General features: G+C 49.4%; 13 protein-coding genes. 2 read left to right on the forward strand and 11 right to left on the reverse strand.

Features of this window, described 5'->3' with window-relative positions; genetic code table 11:
• Nucleotides 1-77: 77 nt before the first annotated feature.
• From actP to acs, 3 genes are all read right to left on the reverse strand, one after another.
• Nucleotides 78-1,730: a cation/acetate symporter ActP gene (gene actP, locus AC6I8R_RS01855; RefSeq protein ID WP_497831842.1), complete on the reverse strand. Its 1,653-nt coding sequence runs from the start codon at nt 1,728-1,730 to the stop codon at nt 78-80.
• On the reverse strand, nt 1,727-2,056 hold the full coding sequence (locus tag AC6I8R_RS01860; RefSeq protein WP_021184114.1) for a DUF485 domain-containing protein: 330 nt from the start codon (nt 2,054-2,056) through the stop codon (nt 1,727-1,729). Before AC6I8R_RS01860 ends, actP begins: the two co-directional genes overlap by 4 nt.
• A 248-nt stretch (nt 2,057-2,304) precedes the next feature.
• A complete protein-coding gene (gene acs / locus AC6I8R_RS01865) occupies nt 2,305-4,260 on the reverse strand; it encodes an acetate--CoA ligase (RefSeq protein WP_415173293.1) in 1,956 nt (651 codons plus the stop codon).
• 561 nt (nt 4,261-4,821) lie between these two features.
• Between acs and gltP the strand changes: the two genes are divergently transcribed.
• Complete coding sequence (gene gltP, locus AC6I8R_RS01870; protein ID WP_021184117.1) at nt 4,822-6,123, forward strand: glutamate/aspartate:proton symporter GltP; 1,302 nt, start codon at nt 4,822-4,824, stop codon at nt 6,121-6,123.
• A 145-nt stretch (nt 6,124-6,268) separates the two neighbouring features.
• On the forward strand, nt 6,269-7,180 hold the full coding sequence (murQ, locus tag AC6I8R_RS01875) for an N-acetylmuramic acid 6-phosphate etherase (RefSeq protein ID WP_021184118.1): 912 nt from the start codon (nt 6,269-6,271) through the stop codon (nt 7,178-7,180).
• Between the two features lie 35 nt (nt 7,181-7,215).
• Here murQ and AC6I8R_RS01880 read toward each other — a convergent pair whose 3' ends face one another.
• The 8 genes from AC6I8R_RS01880 to AC6I8R_RS01915 all read right to left on the reverse strand — a co-directional run bounded on the left by AC6I8R_RS01880 (nt 7,216) and on the right by AC6I8R_RS01915 (nt 17,474).
• Nucleotides 7,216-8,796, reverse strand: a complete 1,581-nt coding sequence (locus AC6I8R_RS01880; protein WP_415173292.1) for a hypothetical protein — start codon at nt 8,794-8,796, stop codon at nt 7,216-7,218.
• 47 nt (nt 8,797-8,843) lie between these two features.
• Entirely contained in the window at nt 8,844-10,529 is a 1,686-nt protein-coding gene (locus tag AC6I8R_RS01885) for a hypothetical protein (protein ID WP_415173291.1), read from the reverse strand.
• A 13-nt stretch (nt 10,530-10,542) separates the two neighbouring features.
• Entirely contained in the window at nt 10,543-11,079 is a 537-nt protein-coding gene (locus tag AC6I8R_RS01890; protein ID WP_497831843.1) for a serine acetyltransferase, read from the reverse strand.
• A gap of 106 nt (nt 11,080-11,185) precedes the next feature.
• The gene (locus AC6I8R_RS01895; protein ID WP_415173289.1) at nt 11,186-12,001 is read right to left on the reverse strand and encodes a glycosyltransferase; all 816 of its coding nucleotides are present in this window, start codon (nt 11,999-12,001) and stop codon (nt 11,186-11,188) included.
• 29 nt (nt 12,002-12,030) lie between these two features.
• A complete protein-coding gene (locus AC6I8R_RS01900; RefSeq protein WP_415173288.1) occupies nt 12,031-13,068 on the reverse strand; it encodes a glycosyltransferase family 4 protein in 1,038 nt (345 codons plus the stop codon).
• 29 nt (nt 13,069-13,097) lie between these two features.
• Entirely contained in the window at nt 13,098-14,312 is a 1,215-nt protein-coding gene (locus tag AC6I8R_RS01905; RefSeq protein WP_415173287.1) for a hypothetical protein, read from the reverse strand.
• A 38-nt stretch (nt 14,313-14,350) separates the two neighbouring features.
• Nucleotides 14,351-15,229 (reverse strand): glycosyltransferase, encoded by an 879-nt coding sequence (locus AC6I8R_RS01910; protein WP_415173286.1) that lies wholly within the window; start codon nt 15,227-15,229, stop codon nt 14,351-14,353.
• 91 nt (nt 15,230-15,320) lie between these two features.
• Entirely contained in the window at nt 15,321-17,474 is a 2,154-nt protein-coding gene (locus tag AC6I8R_RS01915; RefSeq protein ID WP_497831844.1) for a polysaccharide biosynthesis tyrosine autokinase, read from the reverse strand.
• Nucleotides 17,475-17,549: the final 75 nt, after the last annotated feature.

Below are 17,549 nucleotides of genomic sequence, written 5' to 3' on the forward strand. Positions count from 1 at the left end.
CCTCTCCCACAAGTGGGAGAGGGAGGGGAACCATATATTCCCTCTCCCACTTGTGGGAGAGGGTTAGGGTGAGGGCGTCAGTGCGCTTTCCCCTGCGAAATACCCACGCCGGTTTGAGAACGAATAAACTGTCCACGGAAGCGTTGACGTTCAATGGCCCCCTGTTCCGAATGATCGGTAATGGAAAACAGCCAGGTGCCGATAAACGCGGCCAGTATTGAGAACAACGCCGGATACTCATACGGATAGATCGGCGCGACATGTCCTAATACCTGCACCCAGATGGTGGGTCCAAGAATCATCAGCACCACCGCCGTCAGCAAGCCCAGCCAGCCTCCAATCATTGCGCCGCGTGTGGTCAGCTTCGACCAGTACATCGACAGCAAAATAATCGGGAAGTTACAGCTGGCCGCGATAGAGAACGCCAGGCCGACCATAAAGGCGATATTCTGCTTCTCAAACAAAATCCCCAACGCAATCGCTACGATGCCAAGCACCAGCACCGTGACTTTCGAGACATGCAGTTCCTCGCGTTCGGTGGCCTTGCCTTTGCGGATCACGCTGGCATACAGGTCATGAGAAACCGCAGAAGCCCCCGCCAGCGTTAACCCGGCCACCACCGCCAGAATGGTGGCGAATGCCACAGCAGAGATAAAGCCAAGGAACAGGCTGCCACCCACTGCATCCGCCAGATGGACTGCCGCCATATTGGTGCCGCCAATCAGCGCGCCGCTGGCATCTTTAAAGGCGGGATTGGCCCCTACCAGCAAGATCGCGCCGAAGCCGATAATAAAGGTCAGGAAGTAGAAATAGCCCATAAAGCCGGTGGCCCAAAACACGCTTTTACGCGCCTCACGAGCATCGGCCACCGTAAAGAAGCGCATCAGGATATGTGGCAATCCGGCAGTACCAAACATCAGGGCCAGTCCGAGCGACAGCGCTGAAATCGGATCTTTCACCAACCCACCGGGCTGCATAATGGCCGAGCCTTTCGGGTGCACTGCCATCGCTTCAGTAAACAGCGTGTTGAAGCTGAAACCTGCGGTTTTCATCACCATGACAGCCATAAAGGTGGCACCGAACAGCAGCAGCACCGCTTTGATAATCTGCACCCAGGTGGTCGCCAGCATGCCGCCGAACAACACATACATCACCATCAGGATGCCCACCAGAATGACCGCGACATGGTAATTGAGGCCGAACAGGAGCTGAATCAGCTTACCGGCACCAACCATCTGCGCAATCAGATACAGCGCCACCACCACCAGTGAACCACAGGCGGAGAGGGTGCGAATGGGTTTTTGCTCCAGACGATAGGAGGCCACGTCAGCAAAGGTATAGCGACCAAGGTTGCGTAAACGCTCGGCAATCAGAAACAGGATCATCGGCCAGCCCACCAGAAAGCCGAGTGAATAGATCAGGCCGTCATAGCCGGAGGTGTAAACCAGGGCGGAGATGCCGAGAAACGAGGCTGCGGACATATAATCGCCTGCCATCGCCAGCCCGTTCTGAAAACCGGTGATATTGCCGCCTGCGGTATAGTAATCGCTACGAGAACGGGTACGTTTGGAAGCCCAATACGTAATTCCGAGGGTCGCGGCGACGAACACCACAAACATAATAATGGCGCCGTAATTGATGGGTTGTTTCTGCACCGCACCGGTAATGGCATCGGCGGCAAAGGCGCTGATGGGGGCGGCGGCGAGGAACAGTGGGAGCAGACGCTTCATGATTTCACCTCGCGCAGAATCTGTTGGGTCAGACGATCAAATTCACCGTTGGCACGCCAGACATAAATTCCCGTCAGCACAAAAGAGATCACAATCAGGCCGACGCCGATGGGGATACCTCGCGTGACGTTAGTGCCGGGATGGAGCGGCGTACCGAGCCAGGCGGGGGCGAAGGCGATCAGCAGGATAAAACCGACATATAACACCAGCATGATCAGGCTGAGCACCAGCGCAAAGGACTGGCGTTTATGCACCAGCTCCTGAAAGCGCGGATTGCTCTCGATTTGTTGCCACACAGCTTCCTGTTGGTTTACGGCTTCGTTCATCACAGTTTCTCCAGAGGCAAGGCAGGCAGTAACCTCACCGAAAAGTGATGTTAACTGACTGAATGTTCTAATTATTTAGTAAATGCGATGTTGACGAGTACGACGGAGGGCAGGGTTGACGATGCGGAGCCTGTGGGGACAGGCTGAACCGCATTGCCGGGCTATATTCGTAGCGGCGCGATTTATCGCGCTTTTAATCAGTACAGCGCGCGATAAATTGCGCCGCTACGTATTTATCAGATGACTATTTACGGCATTTTTATCGACTGTTTCTCTTCCAGTAATTTTTCTACCACGCCTGGATCGGCCAGCGTGGAGGTATCGCCCAGATTACTGGTATCACCGGTGGCAATCTTACGCAGGATACGGCGCATGATTTTGCCGGAGCGGGTTTTCGGCAGCGAGTCGGTCCAGTGCAGCACGTCCGGGGTGGCAATCGGGCCAATCTCTTTACGCACCCAGTTACGTACTTCGGTGTAGAGCTCTGGCGACGGCTCCTCGCCGTGATTCAGCGTAATGTAAGCATAGATCGCCTGACCTTTAATGCTGTGTGGAATCCCCACCACCGCCGCTTCAGCAATCTTCGGATGTGACACCAGCGCTGATTCAATTTCTGCGGTACCGAGGCGGTGACCGGAGACGTTCAGCACGTCATCAACACGCCCGGTGATCCAGTAGTAACCATCTTCATCCCGGCGTGCGCCGTCACCGCTGAAGTAACGGTGCTTGAAGGTGGAGAAGTAGGTCTGCTCGAAACGTTCATGATCGCCAAACAAGGTACGTGCCTGGCCCGGCCATGAATCAACAATCACCAGGTTGCCTTCCGTCGCGCCATCCAGGGTATTGCCTTCGTTATCGACCAGCGCCGGTTGCACACCGAAGAACGGTTTAGTGGCGGAACCTGCTTTCAACTCGATAGCGCCCGGCAGTGGGGTGATCATGAAACCACCGGTTTCGGTCTGCCACCAGGTATCGACAATCGGGCAGCGGCCATCACCAATCTTGTTGTAGTACCACTCCCAGGCTTCCGGGTTAATTGGTTCACCCACCGAACCCATAATGCGCAGGCTGCTGCGGTTAGTTCCTTCAATCGCCTTGTCGCCTTCGGCCATCAGCGCGCGAATCGCGGTGGGGGCGGTGTAGAGCAGGGTCACTTTGTGTTTATCGACCACTTCCGCCATGCGGCTCGGCTTCGGCCAGTTCGGCACGCCTTCAAACATCAGCGTGGTAGCACCACACGCCAGTGGACCATAAATCAGATAGCTGTGTCCGGTAACCCAGCCGACATCGGCGGTGCACCAGTAAACGTCTTCCGGATGATAATCAAAAACATACTTAAAAGTGGTAGCGGCATACACCAGATAGCCCCCGGTGGTATGCAGCACGCCTTTGGGCTTACCGGTAGAGCCGGAGGTATAGAGAATAAACAGCGGATCTTCGGCATTCATCGCTACCGCTTGATGCTGGTCGCTGGCACCTGCCATCAGATCATGCCACCATAGGTCACGGCCTTCGCGCCAGCCGGTATCTTTACCGGTGCGTTGGAATACCACCACGTTCTTCACGCTGGTGACATTCGGGTTATTCAGGGCATCATCCACGTTTTTCTTCAGCGCAATGCTGCGTCCGGCGCGAATGCCTTCATCGGCGGTAATCACCAATTTGGCGTTTGAATCGATGATGCGTCCGGCGACGGCCTCTGGTGAGAAACCGCCAAAAATCACCGAATGCACCGCTCCGATGCGCGCGCAGGCCAGCATGGCAATCGCGGCTTCCGGCACCATTGGCATATAGATGGCGACCACATCGCCTTTCTTCACACCCAGGCTGCCGAGCACGTTGGCAAAACGACACACCTCAGCGTGTAACTGACGGAAAGTCAGGGTTTTGCTTTCGTTGGCGTCATCACCTTCCCAGATGATGGCAGGATGGTCGCCACGGGTTTGCAGGTGACGATCAAGGCAGTTGGCCGCGAGATTGAGCGTGCCATCTTCATACCAGCGAATGGCGATATTACCCGGCGCAAAGGAGGTGTTCTTCACTTTGCTATAGGGAGTAATCCAGTCGAGAATTTTGCCTTGCTCGCCCCAAAAGGTTTCGGGATCGTCAACCGACTGTTGGTACATCGCTGCATATTGCTCTGCATTAATCAGGGCGTTCTCGGCAATCGCAGCAGGAACGGGATGCTTGTGAATTTGGCTCATGGCTGACCTCCTTGAAGATGTTAATCATATGTCAATCAATGGTTAATTGAAGCCCGGCCCTGCGGCTTTGTTTCGGTTTTGCAGACTGGATCACGGCCTAAGCCTGTGGGTATTCGTTTGGCCAATATCATGGAATCATCAGGCGCAGCAGGTGCTAACTCTGAGAAATTTCTGAACAAAATATCAGCAAACGCGCCCGACTGCTTTTTACGCGATTTTGCATAGCTATGCGGAAAATTATCGAATTAAAACTTTTCATAACAGCGGGTTATGGTTTTCTCCCCGGATCAGCATTTTATGCTACAGCGCAGGATAAGAATTAAGCGAACCCGCCAGGGGTTGCATTTACCGTAGTGAAAATGGTACTTATCTCGCCCCTGGCAAGCCAGTATCCACTCAGGCTGCATCACAGGACGCGTGCAAAATGTGCGCAAGGTAGTATCGGATGCAGTCCATAATAACCCTCTATTTTATCGGGCTTTTGCTCACTTCCCTGTGTGTTTCGTCTTCTGCTCCTTCGCAGCAGAGCAAAGGGGTTTTAACTGAGGAAAGTAACGCGTTATGAAAGGTTTTAAACTCAGCCTCGCCTGGCAGATATTGATTGCGCTGATTCTGGGCGTCGTGGTCGGTACGGTGTTGCATAATCAACCGGACGATCGTGAATGGTTAATCACCAATATTCTCAGCCCGGCGGGCGACATCTTCATTCATCTGATTAAGATGATTGTGGTGCCGATTGTGGTTTCGTCATTGATCGTCGGCATTGCTGGCGTGGGCGATGCGAAAAAACTCGGACGTATTGGCGTCAAAACCATTGTCTATTTTGAAGTGATCACCACCATTGCCATTGTGGTCGGCATCACGCTGGCCAACGTATTCCAACCCGGCAGCGGCATTGATATGTCAACGCTGGCAACGGTGGACATCTCTAAATACGAAGCCACAACGCAGGCGGTGCAGGGTGCACCGCACAGCCTGGTCACCACCATTTTGTCACTGATCCCGCAGAACATTTTTGCCTCGCTGGTGAAGGGTGACATGCTGCCGATTATCTTCTTCTCGGTGCTGTTTGGTCTGGGGCTGTCGTCTCTGCCTGCGGAACATCGCGATCCGCTGGTGGGGCTGTTCCGTTCGGTTTCTGAAACCATGTTTAAAGTGACGCATATGATCATGCGTTACGCACCGGTCGGCGTATTTGCGTTGATTGCCGTCACCATTGCTAACTTCGGCTTCGCCTCACTGTGGCCGCTCGCCAAGCTGGTGTTGCTGGTGTATGTGGCGATTCTGTTTTTCGCCTTTGTGGTGCTGGGGGCGGTGGCGCGCTTCTGCAAACTGCGTATCACCACCCTGATGCGCATTCTGAAAGATGAACTGATTCTGGCTTACTCCACCTCCAGCTCAGAAACCGTGTTGCCGCGCATCATGCAGAAGATGGAAGCCTATGGCGCGCCGAAGGCTATCACCAGCTTTGTGGTGCCAACCGGTTATTCGTTCAACCTTGACGGCTCAACGCTGTACCAGAGCATTGCGGCGATCTTCATTGCTCAGTTGTATGGCATTGACCTGTCGCTGACCGATGAAATCATCCTGGTGCTGACGTTGATGGTGACCTCGAAAGGGATTGCAGGCGTACCGGGCGTCTCTTTCGTGGTGCTGCTGGCAACGCTGGGGAGTGTCGGGATTCCGTTGGAAGGCCTGGCGTTTATTGCCGGTGTTGACCGTATTATGGATATGGCGCGTACCGCGTTGAACGTGATCGGTAACGCGCTGGCGGTACTGGTGATCGCCCGTTGGGAAAACCAGTTCGACACCGAACAAGCCGCCGCTTACGAGCTTAAGTTACGTACGCAAAACGCTGCGTAACCTGCCTCTCATAAACCCGCCATCTGGCGGGTTTTTTTATCCCTGCGCCGGGCAAAACGGAAAAATTTCCCTTTCCACCTGGTGAATTAACAATTCAGTTTGATATATAGTTTCAAGAATAAATTATTCTCTTAGCGGAACTTGTATGAAAATCGATCTCAGCCAGATGATTACTGAGGGGCGTAACCCGGCCAGCCAACAGATTGATGAGCTGTCGACGGAAGCGATGCTGCGCGTTATCAATGACGAAGATAAGAAAGTGGCGCTGGCGGTAGAAGCGATTGTGCCGCAGATTGCCGAGGTGGTGGATGCCATCACCGCCGCCTTCAGTCAGGGTGGTCGTCTCATCTATTGCGGAGCGGGTACCTCAGGTCGTCTCGGGATCCTCGATGCCAGTGAATGCCCACCTACCTTTGGCACCCCGCGCAGCCAGGTGGTAGGGCTGATCGCCGGAGGTCACACCGCAATTTTGCAGGCGGTGGAAAATGCCGAGGATAATTATGAGCAAGGTGCGCAGGATCTGCGTGATATCCAGTTCAGCAGCAAAGATGTGTTGGTAGGCATCGCCGCCAGCGGTCGCACGCCTTACGTGCTGGGTGCCCTCGATTACGCCAAACAGGTGGGAGCCTTTAGCGCCGCCTTAACCTGCAACCCGAACAGCGCGATGGCGCAGGTGGCCGATGTGGCACTGACCCCAGTGGTGGGGCCGGAAGTGGTCACCGGTTCTTCGCGTATGAAAGCGGGCACAGCGCAAAAGCTGGTACTGAATATGTTGACCACCGGCGCGATGATCCGTAGCGGCAAGGTGTACGGCAACCTGATGGTGGATGTCGAAGCGACTAACCAGAAGCTGGTACAGCGGCAGATTAATATCGTTAAACAGGCAACCGAATGCGATGACGCAACTGCGCAGCAGGCGCTGGCGGCCTGTCAGGGACACTGCAAAACCGCGATTGTGATGGTACTCGCCGGGTTGCCGGCGGCAGAAGCACAAGCGCTGCTCAGCCACAACAATGGCTTTATTCGCCAGGCATTGCGCGAGGTGCCGTTGCGTTAATGGAAGGGGGCCAGCGTTACTCTGCTGGCACCCGATCATTGCAACGTGGTGTGGATATCGACCCAGCTGTCAGCCGGAATGTCGGTGTAATCACCGAGGGCGGCGGTTATGGTGCCCTCAGAACCATTCAGGGTGTATTTCAGCGCCCTGACACCAATCACAATCGTGTTGTAAGAATCAGACTCGATAGTCGCCGCCAGATTCTGGATGCCTGCTCCGCCTGCAATCACCGGATTGCTGATTTTCCATAAAGATTTTTTCGTGACGATTGATGTGCCGATGATCTTATATTTTCCCGTCGCTTCTTTTGTCGCGGTCAACTTGCCGGACTGCGCGTAACCTCGATTAACCGCGCTAAAGTCATCGTTCTGTTTAAACGCATCCTGCACCGGCGATCGGGTCGCGGCGGCTATGGAGTCAGAGATGCGGATCACTGCCCCGGATGTTTTCACCACACGGCCATCATTAAGGGGGATGTAGGTATTTGAGGTTAAAGAATTTTCTTCCTCAACATACACAATACCTTCAGGCTCTCTGTTCAGCGGTCCATCGCCCGCTTGATGAAGAACGACTTTCTCTTCCCCTGAATTTCCTGCCTCGGCATAGCGAAGTGGAATGAAGGTCGCACCTTCGTTACGGGCGGCAATTTTGGCGTAGACCGTCAACGTGTTGTCCGACGTGTTGTAGACGTAGCCAAATTGTGTCAGGTTTGCGGTGTCGTGTCGGTAGTCCGAGGGATCGCGTAAGTTAGTGATACGCAAGACATGCTTCACCGTCGCGGCATTGAGCGATGAGACAAAAATGTCATTGCATTGAATCAGATAGGTATAGATTGACTCTGCCAGGGTTCCCCCGGAGATAAAAAATCCGGTGAAGTTCGGGCCTGAATTTCTTACACCGGTTTTCAGGGTGAATAACGTTACCCAACTGGGTTGGCTGAGCCAGGTTGTGGACTGCACATTTCCCTTCCTCAACGGCGCGATTAAATCCTTATCCGTTAAGGCACGCGGAGCAACCACGCCCGATCCCGCATAGGGAGTGCCGTAGTCGGTATATTGCCCCGGTCCGGCAATATACATGTCAGCTGAACCGTCGGCTTTGGGTAGAAAGATTAACGAGGAATGCAGCGTGTCATCTTCGGCACCGGAGAAGGGTAAGCGCAATATGCTGCCATTCCAGCCAGCGATACCTTGTCCATAGGGTTCACTGAACGGGATGGCCACTCTGGCCGCCGTGGGTTTTCCCTCTTTCGTGGCATACGTCTGGAGACGCCCACGTTCATCAATAATTAACGCCCCCCGGTTATCTGGCCCGCCAAACGTTAAGCCAGCGATCCCTTTAGGATCCGACACGCCTTGTACGATATCAAACTGCCCGCGTTGCCTGACCCGGTCAAACACCGACGTTGTTCCACTGCCCGCCACTTGCTTGCCTTCGCCGGTAAAGAAACCGCCAACCAGTTCGAATCCATTCTCTTTGCCAATCTCAGTACGTAATGTGTCTGGCGCTGCCGTTGCGGGTAAGGGAGGGTGATTTATCCTGACATCACTGGAGTTGGATGCAGAACTGCGGTTTGAGAACAACGCCAGTAGTGTCGAAGGCACAATCCAGTTCAAAAGACGTCTTCTTGATAGAGTCATGATGTCTCACCGTCTGTTTATTATTACAACGCCGTCGGTTGCTGCTGCCAGCCAATGTTGTTGCCAGCGTTTCCCCATATATCCAGGCCGGTATTGGTTGTCCCGGTTTTAAGGGCGGGTGAATCGCTGGCGAGTTGCAGGATATTTTTTGCTTCCTTCATACCCGCCGGCGGCACGAGGGGGAGGGTAAAGCGGAATTTAGGATCGACATATTGCAGCTCGCTGGTGGAGACACCCGCCAGGGCGGCGGGAGCGGCGGATGACCAGGCTTCAGAGTAGAAGATGCAGTTTTTGAAGGCGTATTTGGTCAGCAACGTGCCAAATTCGGACACTTCCGCAGGGCTGATCAGATTGGAATTGTCACGGTGTTTCCAGTAAAAAATACAATTCTCCAGCGTCATGGCAAGGGCGGCTGGATTGTCCTCTTTGCGTGGGTTGCAGAAAAGAACATGGTCATTGGCCTGAGAAACGGTGTCAATAAACAGGCAATTTCGCACGACATTGTTATAGCAATACCAAAAACAACAGGCTTTTTTCCAGTAAATATCCTCGCTGCGTTGTGTTCGCGCGACGCCATCGTTATAGGAAACAATGTATTCAATCACGTTATTCACACAACCCAGGCCAAGGGTATGGTAGAGCGTATAGATGTCATCATTGAGCGGCTTATAACCGTTAGCATGATACCAACTGTTGGAGAAGGGACCCTGAACGAACATAAACGGTTTGGCATTATTGGTCAGATAACCCCAACGTAACAGGCAATGATTGCAGTGATAATCCAAATCTAACGCATAGCGATCGGGCGCGGCCGGTCCGGACCCATGCACCTCAAAATTCTGCCCGGTGGCGTAAGCGCACATGGTCATCCACAGCGGGACATCCGCACGGGCGGTGGTCCATGCATGGGGATCTTTTATCGGGTTATACACGTTGGTACGGTAGGACGAGTAATAAATATTATCCCAGCCAGATTCCCATTCATCTCCACGAACATCACGGTTTTTATTTTTGCTGGCCGCACCAGACAATAAGACACCGTAATTAACAATGTTGGTGAAAGAAACATCAAGAATACGTACCCCATAGCTTTTTCTTTGATCACCATAATAGGTATCAGGCTCTGAAAGATGGGGGTTGCCACGAATGAATATGCCGCAATTAATGTTATCGCCATAGATATCATGAATAAAAACTTTGTGGGCGATGTTTGCTTTGTCTTTAACGGTCAGGTGGATACATGCCACTTCTTTGGCGGGAGCGGAACCTGCTATCGCGGCCGGATCACCAATAAAGTTAATATGGTGAATTTCCAGATTGCAAATCCCATTGGCATCCCCTCTGAGCGTACCATACAAATAGCCACCGGTATGTTGTTCACCAGGGGGAGAGGAAAGCTGTAACGAGTTGATATTAAAGTTCTGGAAAAGGGTATCAGTGTGACGTGTGGCAGCGTCTTTAGGATACCAAATCGGGTAAGCACCCTCACCATAGGATGTCAGAACACTCTGCGTGCCAGAACGATTTAAGAAAAAAGCCATTACATTCTGGCTGATATAGGACCAGTAGAAATGCGTGCCACGTTTAATTGATACGGTGACAGGATGGCTAACTCCGGATGAAATTACCTCATCCATCGTGCGATAAGGTTTTTCCAGGCTCCCGTTACCCGGAATCGTCGCTGAAGGATCAACATAGATAAACTTCATTCTGGGATACCTTTCAGGCTACACGCACCGCGTCTGATTGAAACTTACGGGTTTTAATAAAGGGTTTCGGTGCGACCACGTAGTGATCATCAGCAATATTGGTCATGACAATGGCCCCTGCGCCAATCATGACATTGTGGCCAATTTCAATATCATCACCGAGGATGCAGGAGTTAACGCCCATAGAAACATTATCACCAATGATAAAATGTTTAGGATACGGCAATCTATTCCCGCCGACGGTGCAGCATTGTCGAATATTGAAGTTTTTCCCAATTACGCAACCACTGTTAATGATGACGGAGTAAGCATGCCAGATAACAAATCCATGACCGATCCTGGTCCGATAGGAGATCTCGACGCCAAACATAAACTCGTTAAAGAACTTATGCAGAATAACAAAAGCCAGCGTGATGGGATAAGACACCCGCACCCGTTTAGCATGTAAAGAAGCCAGGCGGTACAGCAGTACAACCAGCTTGGATTTGATGCCAGGATTCATTTTAATTTCAGATAATGTCAGTTTGAGGCTACGAATGATGTTCGTCATGATTCACCTTACGCTGGATAGTCATTAATCCTGTTCACAGCAATATCCTGTAAGAACAGAATTTTATTATTTAAAAAATAAGTATGATGGGATGAAAAGTAAAAAATTAAATTTTGGCTCTGTCTACACGATACAGAAGCTCAAGAAATTTTTCTGGTGCGACGCGGGTAGATACCCTAACAAGAAAAGCCGCAAGGTTGTTAACTACCGAAGCCGTTTTCAATTTGCGCTTCAAATTAAAAAGAGAGACTTCACTTTTGATGTAGTTCAAACCCCTGCGTTTCTTTAACATGCCAGAGCCTGCCCGCACGTTCAACAGAATATCTGTTAAATTATGTGTTGTGTAATTCTCTGCGATTATTCTTAACCACAGATTGTAATCCTCCATAAATAGATGATGTTGATAACCTCCAACGTGATCCACTACGGATTTTCTAAACACGACACTCATATGATTAAACGGATTTTTGAACCGTGAGAAATGTTTAATGTCAGCGTGCAGTTCAGGTAAGCGTTTAAGTCGATGTTGACCTTCTTCATCAAATTCAATCACTGCGGAACCCAACAGGGCCACATCGTTGTTTTCGGACATAAACGTCATTTGCCGCTGGAAACGGTGCGGCAGGCATATATCATCGGTATCCATTCTGGCAATATATTCATATGAGCAATGTTTCATTCCTTCAGCCAGTGCTAATCCCAGGCCAATATTTGTTTTCAGTTGTACCCGGTGGATGGGGAGTTTATCTTCCCAGCGTGAAACCACCTTTTCCAGTAAAGGTCCAACAGGTCCATCTATAACCAGAACTATTTCGGTTGGCTGAAGAGTTTGCTGTTCCAGACTACGAAAACAACTATCCAGATTTTCAGCACTTTCTTTGTAATATAGGGACATCAACACGGAAAAATGTTGTTGTAACATAAGTCACCTTTTGCTGTGTGTAGAATAATTTATATTTTTTGGTAAAGGTCGCTGTAGCTAAGTGCCATTTTTTTTGCTGAGTAATTTTTTAAATAATTATTTTTGGCGTTATCCGCCAGACTGGCTTTTTCATCGGACAGGTAATACTCGTTGAGGCAGCAGATCAAACCATGTGTGGTTTTGTTAAATAAATATCCGCTTTTTTGTTCAAAGGCGTTATGTACCTCTTGATGAGGTTCGATATCTGAACAGATAAAGGTCTTTCCTGAAGCCATTGCCTCAATCAGTGCTAATGGCAGCCCTTCGGCATGAGACGCTGAGATAAAACAATCAAAATCTTTATACACCGCATGCGGTTGATCGGTACTACCATGAAAAATGATTTTCTCATTGTTGAATTTTTGGCGCAGAAACGTTTCATCGCTACCTGCTCCAATAATATGCAGCTTTGCCATTTTTCCCTGGCACCAGCCACTGAAGGCTTCAAGAATTTGCTGAACATTCTTTCTTTTGTTAAGTACACCTAAATAAAAATAGTGAACCTCATTGTCATGATTCTGATGTTGTAGTGGACGCGGCTGCTCAACACCATTGGGAATGGCGGTAACGTTATGCATCGCATGGTAATTGACGCAATGTTTCATCACCGCATATGAACAGGCGACTTTATGAAAGTGGCGAATCATATAACGCCCGACCAGGCCTTCGAGCATGCCTTTAACGAATCCCTTGGTCTGGACAAAATCCACTTCGAAATAGTTATGTATCGTGGTGACTTGTGGTACAGAGGGGAACGATAAATAGTTAAATATATCCGAGACGGTACAGTGGCTATGAATAACCGAAAAGCCACCTTTACGGATAAATCTCAGTATCTGTAATATGGCGGTACGTTTGAAGACGGTGATTTTAGCCCGCGAGGCGAATTCCTCTTCCCTTTCGCCACCATTCAGCGCCAGAACTTCAATATCATAAAACGCAGGCAGGTTTTTGATGATGTTAAGGCATACGTTAACCGGTCCCGCATTTTTCAAACTTGGGACAATAAAAAGGATTTTATTTTTCATTTTTTAGGTCTTTTAATAGGGTAGTAAGGTTATCTGTGTTTTATCCAGTAGCCGTCATAATCAATATCATTGAGATATTTCTCAAAGTCCTGTTCACTGTAATTAAGAAGAAAAACCGGGCTGGTCCAGGCATATGACCAGAGTCCTCCCATCGTTAACGTTCTGCGTTGGGTATAAATATTGATAATCAGTAAGCTAAGTAACGCAAATACGACAAGATAGTTTCTGAGTAGCAGGCGAAATCTTGCCGAGTCAACTCCGGTTGAGAACAAATAAACATAACAAATGCGGATCGCCAGCAAATATTGTGCAATGTTGAGATAACGCCCCATTGCGGTATATGAGACAGACATGATGAAACAGCAGGGAATGAAGAGGTTTAAAAAACGGTCAAAACCTTTCACCTCACCTTTGCTGAAAAGATAGAAAACGAAAGAAGCCAATCCGAGTGCACGGGTAATAATGGCGACCATAATGGTGTTGCTGTCATTGGGCGTTGCGCTAAAGCTACCATCAACATACCCCCCCATGGCATAGTCACCAATGCCCATAAACCCGATGCTGGGCAGAATTGAACGCAGCGCCACAGAACTCAGCAGCCAGAACAAGATGCTTAAAGGTAAGACAAATTTCTTTTCAACTTTAAAGAACAGGCTTGCCACGAAGACAAGAGAGACAAACACCATCGAAAAGTGCATCAGCAATGCAAGCAGTACAAAAATACCGCAGCGCAGTTTGCTTCTGCTGAAGTAACAGGTAACGGCATAAATCATAAACACCAGTGCCGTACCGTAGCGGATACCCAGCACGAGGTTCAAAATATTCAGCGCCGAAAAAACCGTAAAATAGGTGAGGGCCAATCTGGTTGATGAAACCTCTCTGTTTTCTCTTCCCGAACTGTCTATCAATGTCACATTACGGAATGCTGCGAGTAACAAGTAACACATCACGCCACCGTAAAATGCCGGGATAAAAAAGAACGGAATATTCAGTAGCTGGAAAATCCAGCCATTAACATAAAGCAGAACATCGGTATGGGCACTGGCAATATCAGAAAAATGCGTACCTGGACCATAAGCATGGATTTCCAGATAGCGCCTGTAGAGATCCCCTAATGGCGGTATCTTGATCAGCAGAAAGAAATAGAACATCGACATCACCAGAAAGGGCAGTCGGTTCATCCCTTTTTTATCCAGAGATAAAAAGGAAAGTATCAACCCACCTATTGGAATGGTCATGCTCATTGCTAAGCTCAGCGGCATTAGCTTATTCATTCTTATCATCATAAGCGGACCTTTAGTGATTGTTTCTGAATGCTAATAAGCTTTCTGACTTTATGTCTGGCAAGGATCAGAAAATTATCAATGCTGGGGTGGTAGAAGAATTCTCTGAGATTAATTTCATCCTTTCTGTTCAGCTTATCCTGAAAATAGAGCGAGTTCAGGTGCTGACGGCTCAGAGAAGGTTTATGTGTCGTAATAAATTTTTGATAACCCTGCCATGCCTTACTGCCAGTGGTAATACGTGGGCGATCATCTTCAATATTAACGACATAGCTGGCGTCATCAATTCTGTAACATGAACCATACTGCATGATCATGCGATACCAGAGGTCATAATCTTGCCAGGCGGGAAAGTTGATATCAAAGCCACCAATGTTTTTCATCATGCGGGTTTCGATGAATACCTGGTTACCCACCCAATTTTTAAATCCCATCATATTTAGTGTGATGTCACCGACATAACTCTTCCATTTTTTCTCAATGTGACGATTTTTGAAGATCATGTTGGCGCAAAGAAATGATTTATTCAGTTTCTGGCTGGCAGTGACAAAATTCGCAATTCTGCTATGCAGAAAATAGTCGTCATCATCCAGGCCAGTAATAAATTCACCTTTGGCGATGGCGATGCAGCGATTACGCGCATAACAGGCTCCCATTGGGACATCATTTCTAAGATAGATAATGCGGCCATCCCGTTTTTTCATCTCCGCAATCACCATTTGGGTATTATCAGACGAACCATCATCACAGATAATAATTTCCAGGTTTGTATAGGTCTGGTTTTGAACCGATGCTATGGCACGTTTAACCAGTGACGAGCGATTGTGGGTAGGAATATAAATCGTCACTAAAGGTTGTGCTGCGTACTTAGCATTCATAATGCTGATCTCCTGGGAAATATAATGGACACTTCACTTCGTGTGAAATGTTAAAGTTAATTAAGTGCATAACGACGCGTGAATAATTATTTTATCCTTGTCTGGCGGACTCGTAAGTATATTGGATGTTGCTGTAACGGTAATATCCATAGGAACGAAGTTTGGTCCCATTCAGAATACATCCATTAATATGAATGCCGTTGCGTTCAAAACGACGCTGACTGATTTCAACTTCCTTGAGGGTATTTTTCTCGCAGCGTACTACCAGCATGGTCGTTCCGGCGTAGGCACCAATAATCTCCGCGTCCGTAACGGCCAGCACCGGGGGTGTGTCTACCACCACTAAATCGTAATTTTTCTCAGCCCAGCGCATCAGATCACCAAACCGTCGGCTCATCAGGAGTTCGGTAAAACCCTGGTCAAGGGTGCCACGACCAATAAAGTGCAGATCATCGCTGATGGTTATTGGCTGGATTGATTCAATGGGATACTTCGCCGCCAGAATATTTGATAATCCTGCTTTTTCCTTAACATTGAAAATATGATGCGCGGTGCCTCTTCTTAAATCAGCATCAATCAGCAGCACTTTCTTCCCTGTTTGCGCCATCACCGCACTGAAATTGGTGCTGATGAAGGTTTTCCCCACACTGGCGCTGGCACCTGAAATCATCAGAATGTTATTGCGTGCTTCCAGCATGGAAAAATGTATATTGGTTCTCAAACTACGCAATGCTTCAATCGCCAGATCCGTGGGGTTTTCCCGCAGAAGAAAGGACTTTGCCATTTTGTAGATGTTCTTCTTATTACTTTTTTCCAGCCAGGGTGAAAACGGAATGCTGGAATAAACGGTCATTCCCTGCTCTTCTAATTCCTCTGATGTTTCCACCGCTTTATCCAGCACAAATCGGATAAAAATCACATTTATCGACACTAAAAGGCCAAGCAACAAGCCTTGAATAATGATGAGGTATTTATTCGGTGAAACCGGTTCAGGATCATCAAGCGGATGGTCAAGCACGCGCGCATTACCAATCGCACTGGATACGGTGATGTTCAGTTCCTGTTGCCTGCTCAACAAGTGCATATAAAGTGCTTGTCCGGAATCAACATCACGGGTCAGGCGTAATATTTCCTGCTGCACAGCGGGCATCGCCGATATCTTCTCTTTCAACCCATCTCTTGCTGCCAGCAGCGTCTGGCGTTTATCCAGCAGCGTTTTATACACGGGATGACCTTTGGTATAGAGCTGTGAGATGTCAGCTTCGTTGATAGTCAACTCATTGAGTTGATTATCAATATCTACCGACTGGTCAAGAACCGATTGCGCTTCCAGCGGCAGATCGACGCTGCCGTTTTTTTCTCTGGCAGCATTCAGCTTATCTTCATTACGGTCTAACTCACTGCGCACTTCGGGGAGTTGCTGGTTCAAATACACCAGGCTGCGACTATCCTGCGCAACCTGCTCGCTAATATTCTGGTGAAGATAATGTGAGGCGATATTATCCAGCACCCGCATGGTTTCGTGTTGATCTTCTCCGGTCAATGTCAGTCTGATCATGCTGCTATTGATATCCGGGTCCTGCGCGCTCAGCTGATGTTGAAGCCTGTTGATTGCGTTCAGTCTGGAGAGATAAGTCGCAGTGAATTGCATCCCCGGCAGCGCGTTGATGCTGGCAACCAGGATCTGCATGCCTGCGTGCGCAAAAACTTTGCCGGTTTCAGCCACAAAGGAGGCATTGCCCCAGTTAATCTGATAATGGCGGCTATCCAGCACCGTTAATGTCACTTGCTCGCTGTTGTCGTCAGTGGTGCCGGGCAAAAAAAGTTGGCTGACGTCAATTTCACCCGAAGATTTTCCTGTCAACGTTACCAACGCTGAACCAATAATCGGCATGTGCTTCGGCTCAACCACCACCTGTAAATTCAGGTCGTCCACCGTCGCACCGAGGATATGGCGTGATTGCAGTAATTTCACATCGATAGCTGAAACCGGTTTGCCATCAGGCAGCGGCGTACTGTTCTGATTAGCCAGAATAGCGTTGGCGCGTTGCGGCTCTAACTGAATCAGTGCATTGGCCTGATAGACGACGGGCGTCAGCAACGTATAGACCCACGCCATCAGCATAAAACTGACGGTGATCACCAGTATCAAATAGCGGGAGTCGAGCAGTTCCGCGAAGAGTCGACTGGTATCGACCCCCTCTTCGTCATCCATTAGCATGTTTACAACCGGTTTCATGGCCATGGTTTTTATCCTGTTATCTTTGTACAGAAGTTACAGGCATAGCCCGCGCCAGATGATCGACGGAGAGAGACGACA

This window comes from Pantoea sp. X-Soil-OKNW-713 (assembly GCF_059730685.1).

Coding starts and splice junctions, on each gene's coding strand:
- gltP (WP_021184117.1), top strand. CDS start 4,822: ATGAAAGGTTTTAAACTCAGCCTCGCCTGGCAGATATTGATTGCGCTG.
- AC6I8R_RS01905 (WP_415173287.1), bottom strand. CDS start 14,312: ATGAGCATGACCATTCCAATAGGTGGGTTGATACTTTCCTTTTTATCT.
- acs (WP_415173293.1), bottom strand. CDS start 4,260: ATGAGCCAAATTCACAAGCATCCCGTTCCTGCTGCGATTGCCGAGAAC.
- AC6I8R_RS01860 (WP_021184114.1), bottom strand. CDS start 2,056: ATGAACGAAGCCGTAAACCAACAGGAAGCTGTGTGGCAACAAATCGAG.
- AC6I8R_RS01915 (WP_497831844.1), bottom strand. CDS start 17,474: ATGGCCATGAAACCGGTTGTAAACATGCTAATGGATGACGAAGAGGGG.
- murQ (WP_021184118.1), top strand. CDS start 6,269: ATGAAAATCGATCTCAGCCAGATGATTACTGAGGGGCGTAACCCGGCC.
- AC6I8R_RS01900 (WP_415173288.1), bottom strand. CDS start 13,068: ATGAAAAATAAAATCCTTTTTATTGTCCCAAGTTTGAAAAATGCGGGA.
- AC6I8R_RS01890 (WP_497831843.1), bottom strand. CDS start 11,079: ATGACGAACATCATTCGTAGCCTCAAACTGACATTATCTGAAATTAAA.
- AC6I8R_RS01895 (WP_415173289.1), bottom strand. CDS start 12,001: ATGTTACAACAACATTTTTCCGTGTTGATGTCCCTATATTACAAAGAA.
- actP (WP_497831842.1), bottom strand. CDS start 1,730: ATGAAGCGTCTGCTCCCACTGTTCCTCGCCGCCGCCCCCATCAGCGCC.
- AC6I8R_RS01885 (WP_415173291.1), bottom strand. CDS start 10,529: ATGAAGTTTATCTATGTTGATCCTTCAGCGACGATTCCGGGTAACGGG.
- AC6I8R_RS01910 (WP_415173286.1), bottom strand. CDS start 15,229: ATGAATGCTAAGTACGCAGCACAACCTTTAGTGACGATTTATATTCCT.